Source organism: Streptomyces sp. NPDC059037 (genome assembly GCF_042740015.1).
GTDB lineage: Bacteria > Actinomycetota > Actinomycetes > Streptomycetales > Streptomycetaceae > Streptomyces.
The window spans coordinates 1-4,351 of sequence record NZ_JBHYIG010000461.1; the positions used below are offsets into that span (position 1 = coordinate 1).

General features: G+C 71.1%; 3 protein-coding genes. 1 reads left to right on the forward strand and 2 read right to left on the reverse strand.

The annotated features are described in order from the left end of the window. Positions 1–119 precede the first annotated feature (119 nt). Together ACFWY6_RS44525 and ACFWY6_RS44530 are read right to left on the reverse strand one after the other, a co-directional pair. Positions 120–1,412, reverse strand: coding sequence for a GAF domain-containing protein (locus ACFWY6_RS44525; RefSeq protein WP_384703367.1), 1,293 nt, complete (start codon positions 1,410–1,412; stop codon positions 120–122). A 306-nt stretch (positions 1,413–1,718) separates the two neighbouring features. Further along, positions 1,719–3,356 (reverse strand): acyl-CoA dehydrogenase family protein, encoded by a 1,638-nt coding sequence (locus ACFWY6_RS44530; RefSeq protein WP_384703370.1) that lies wholly within the window; start codon positions 3,354–3,356, stop codon positions 1,719–1,721. Between the two features lie 17 nt (positions 3,357–3,373). Between ACFWY6_RS44530 and ACFWY6_RS44535 the strand changes: the two genes are divergently transcribed. After that, on the forward strand, positions 3,374–4,351 hold a 978-nt coding region (locus ACFWY6_RS44535; protein WP_384703373.1), incomplete at its 3' end, for a YihY/virulence factor BrkB family protein.

A 4,351-nucleotide genomic window follows, 5' to 3' on the forward strand; every position in this document is an offset into this window, starting at 1 on the left:
TTTTTCCGGCCCGGGGGGGGGGGGCGGGGGGGCCCCCCGCGTCCCGGGGGGGGTCGACCCCGGGGGTGTGCGGGCGCGCGGGTGCGGCCGGCGGGGGGCCTGTGGCCGGGGGGGGCACCTCAAGGCTCCGGAACTCGCCGCGCCCTGCGCACCGCGGGCGCCAACGAGTGCGGGAGCAGGTTCGTCGAGCGGTCGGGAAGCAGCACCTCGACGTCCACGTCCTCCGGGAAGCGGTACGGGCGGTGGGCGAGCAGGCCGCCCAAGTAGCGGCGTACGCGGGACAGTTCGGCGCGGACCGTCACCGTGCGTGCCGGGTCGCCGAACATGTCCTCGGCCAGGTCCGACGCGCTGCGCCCCTTCGGGTGCGTACTGAGGAGGTAGAGCAACTCTGCGTGGCGCGGGCTGAGTTCGTGGGTCCAGTTGCCGACGCCGCCGCCCTCGACCGTGACCGACCAGCGGCGCGGACCGCTCACGTCGAGGACCACGCGGGTCGCGGCGAGCGGCCGTGGTTCCTCCTCGACGCGCAGCAGCCAGCCGCCGGGCAGCGGCTCCACCGCGCAGGTGCCGAGCGAGGGCAGCCAAGTGTGTCCCGCGGCAAGGGACTTGGGCAGGGGTATCCGGTCCACCGGCGGCATCCCCGTGACCGCGGCCGTCCAGCCGTCGCCGTCCACCGCGACGGCACGACCGTCGAGCCGGGCGAGGACCGGCGCCGCCACCGTCCGCAGCCGGTCGATCGTCGTCAGATGGTTCTCCCGCAGCCGTGCCTCGGCGAGCTTGGCCACCGAGTCGACCAGGGCGAGCGTCGCCGGATGCATCGTGTTGAGCGGGCCGCTGACATCCACGACGCCGATGAGCCGGCCGGAGCGGGGATCGGTGATGGGCGCGCCCGTGCACGTCCACGCGTGGTGGGTCTCCACGAAGTGCTCGGCGGAGAACACCTGCACGGGCCTGCGCACCACGAGCGGCGTGCCGATGCCGTTCGTGCCGACGATGCTCTCGCCCCAGTCGGCGCCCAGCTCGAACCCGAGCGAGTCGGCCTTGCGCAGCACCGTGGAGTTTCCCTCGCGCCACAGGACCCGGCCGTCGGCGTCACAGACCACCATGATGTGATGCGCCGCGTCCGCCACCGAGACGAGCGCGTTCCGCAGCAGCGGAAGGACCTCCACCAGGGGCGAAGTGCGGCGCCGCTCCTCAAGCTCCTCGACGCTGAGCAGCCGGGACCTGAAGTCCCGGTCCGGATCGACCCCGTCGTTCAGCATGCGGCCCCAGGACTCGCCGATCACCGGACGCGGCATCACGCGCGGCCGCTGCCCGGAGAGCGCCGCGTGGCGGACATTCGCGAGCAGCCGCGCGGCCTGCGCGCAGTCCATGGTGGCGATCCTCGCGATATTGATCGTCGACGTCGCGGTCATCACTGAGTCCTTCCCGAACAGACCAGTGCGTCGGGGCCCGTACTCAGTCGGGCCCGTACTCAATCGTGCCTCTTCGGCGCCCGCAAGGGTATTAGTTCGGTAATGAACAATCGACTTGCAACCTCATGCAACCCTCGCGAACGGCCGTGCGGGAGTCGAAGCTTGGCCCAACGCCGTTCGCGCGGCGTTCACGCTCCTCAACGGGGCCTGAAAGCGGGGGTGGTGCCGTGTCGGCGCAGCACCACCCCCGTGACCTCGGTCAGTCCTCCCCCGTGACCTCGGTCAGTCGTCCCCCGTGACCTCGGTTCAGTCCTCGCGCGGGGCGGCACGCTCCACCACGGCCGCCAGATCGAGCGTGTGCGGCAGCGTCCCGAACGCCGCGCCCCAGTCCCCGCCGAGCCGCGAAGCGCAGAACGCGTCGGCCACCTCCGGGGGCGCGTACCGCACGAGCAGCGAGCCCTGCAGCACCGTCGCCATCCGCTCCACGAGCCGCCGCGCCCGCGCCTCGACGCCCTCCAGATCGGCCAGTTCGGTCAGCAGGCCCTTGATCGCGCCGTCCAGGCGGTAGTCGGCGCCGCGGGCCGAACCGACCTCCTGGAGGAAGGCGTTCAGCGCCATCGGCTCCCGTTGCAACGCCCGCAGCACGTCCAGCGCCTGTACGTTCCCCGAGCCCTCCCAGATGGAGTTGAGCGGCGACTCGCGAAGCAGCCGCGGCATCCCCGACTCCTCGACGTAGCCGTTGCCGCCGAGGACTTCGAGCGCCTCCACCGCGTGCGGCGTGCACCGCTTCGTCACCCAGTACTTCGCGGCCGGCACCGCGATCCGCAGGAACGCCCGCTCCTGCTCGCTCCCGTCGTCGTACGCGGCCGCCAGCCGCAGCGCGAGCGTCGTGGCCGCCTCCGACTCCAGGGCCAGATCCGCGAGGACGTTGCGCATCAGCGGCTTGTCGACGAGCTTGCCGCCGAATGCCTCGCGGTACGTGGCGTGGTGCACGGCCTGCGCGACGGACTGCCGCATGATCGCCGCCGAGCCGACGACACAGTCGAGCCGCGTCGCCGCCACCATCTCGATGATGGTGCGCACCCCGCGCCCCTCCTCGCCGACCCGGCGCGCCCAGGTCCCGTCGAACTCGACCTCGCTCGACGCGTTCGACCTATTGCCCAGCTTGTCCTTGAGCCGCTGAATGGCAAAGGCGTTACGCGTTCCGTCCGCGAGCACACGCGGTACGAGAAAACACGTGAGTCCCGCGTCGGTCTGCGCGAGCACGAGAAAACCGTCGGACATAGGAGCGGAACAGAACCACTTGTGCCCCGTCAGCTCATAGGTGCCTTCCTCGGCAAGGGCCCGCGCACGCGTCGTATTCGTCCGTACGTCGCTGCCGCCCTGCTTCTCCGTCATCCCCATGCCGAAGAGCACACCGGCCTTCTGGGACGCGGGCCGAAGACCTTCGTCGTACACCAGAGAAGTCAGTTTCGGCTCCCACTCGGCGGCGAGCGCGGGATCGGCCCGCAGCGCCGGCACCGCCGCGTGCGTCATCGACAGGGGGCAGCCGTGACCCGCCTCCACCTGCGTCCACACCAGAAAACCCGCCGCGCGCCGCAGATGCCCGCCGGGCCGCGCCCAGGCGGTGGTGAGCCCCGACGAGACGGCCTTGCCGAGCAGCCGGTGCCACGAGGGATGGAAGGCGACTTCGTCGACGCGATGGCCGTATCGGTCATGGGTGTGCAGAACGGGCGGATTCTCATTGGCGAGGAACCCCCATTCCCGCGCCTGCGCGGAGCCCGCCGCGCGCCCGAGTTCGGAGAGTTGCTCCTGCGCGGTACTGAGCAGCGCGGGGTCGAGATGCCGTTCGATTCCCTCTACAAGTGCCCGGTCCGCCGTAAAGACGTCATATCCCACCAGGGGCGGAGCCTGGTTGGTCACGGTGTGGGTGGTGGCTGCCATGCCGCTACGGTAAGGAGGTGCACCAGGCAAAAGAAACACCCGGGCGGCCGTCGGGCCGCTGGAACCGGGCCCGCGCTCTCTACAGCAACGTCTCCAAGCGCAGGACCGCCTGGCTGCTGCTCAAAGACACGGTCAACTCATGCGTGGAATACCGGATCCTGGGCCTGGCGGCCGAGGCGGCGTTCTTCACCCTCCTCTCCGTGCCGCCGCTGCTGCTCAGCCTGATCGGCCTGCTCGCGTACGTGGACCGGTGGACCGGCGCGAACACGATCGCCAGCGTGGAGAACAACATCCTGGAGGCGTCCCGCACGGTCCTGTCCGACAGGGGCGTCAGCCAGATCGCGCAGCCGATACTGGAGGACGTGATGCGGGTCGGCAGGCCCGATGTCATCTCCATCGGTTTCCTGTTCGCCCTGTGGTCGGGCTCGCGCGCGGTGAACGTCTTCATCGACACGATCACGGTCATGTACGGCCTCGACGGCGCGCGCGGCATCGTCAAGACCCGGCTGCTCGCCTTCGGGCTGTTCATCGTGGCGCTGCTGATCGGTTCGGTGGCGCTGCCGCTGATGGTGGCGGGGCCTGACGCGGTGGTCCAACTGGTGCCGGGCTCCACGACGGTGGTGCAGATCGTGTACTGGCCGGTGGTGATACTCCTGTCGATCATCTTCCTCACGACGCTGTACCACGTGTCGGTGCCGGTGCGCTCGCCCTGGGTGGAGGACATGCCGGGCGCGCTGATCGCCCTCGGCATGTGGGTCCTCGGCAGCTTCCTTCTCCGCATCTACCTGACCAGCACGGTCGAAGGCCCCACGATCTACGGCTCGTTGGCGGCGCCGGTGGCGGTGCTGCTGTGGATCGGCGTCTCGGCGTGGGGCGGGGCCGCGGGGGGGCCGCGCCCGCGCGCCCGGCCGACCCCGGCTCTGGGCCCCGCCCCCCCGCGCGCCCCCGCGCGCGGCGCCACCGACACGAGTGCTCGGGGGGGGGAGGGGGGGTGG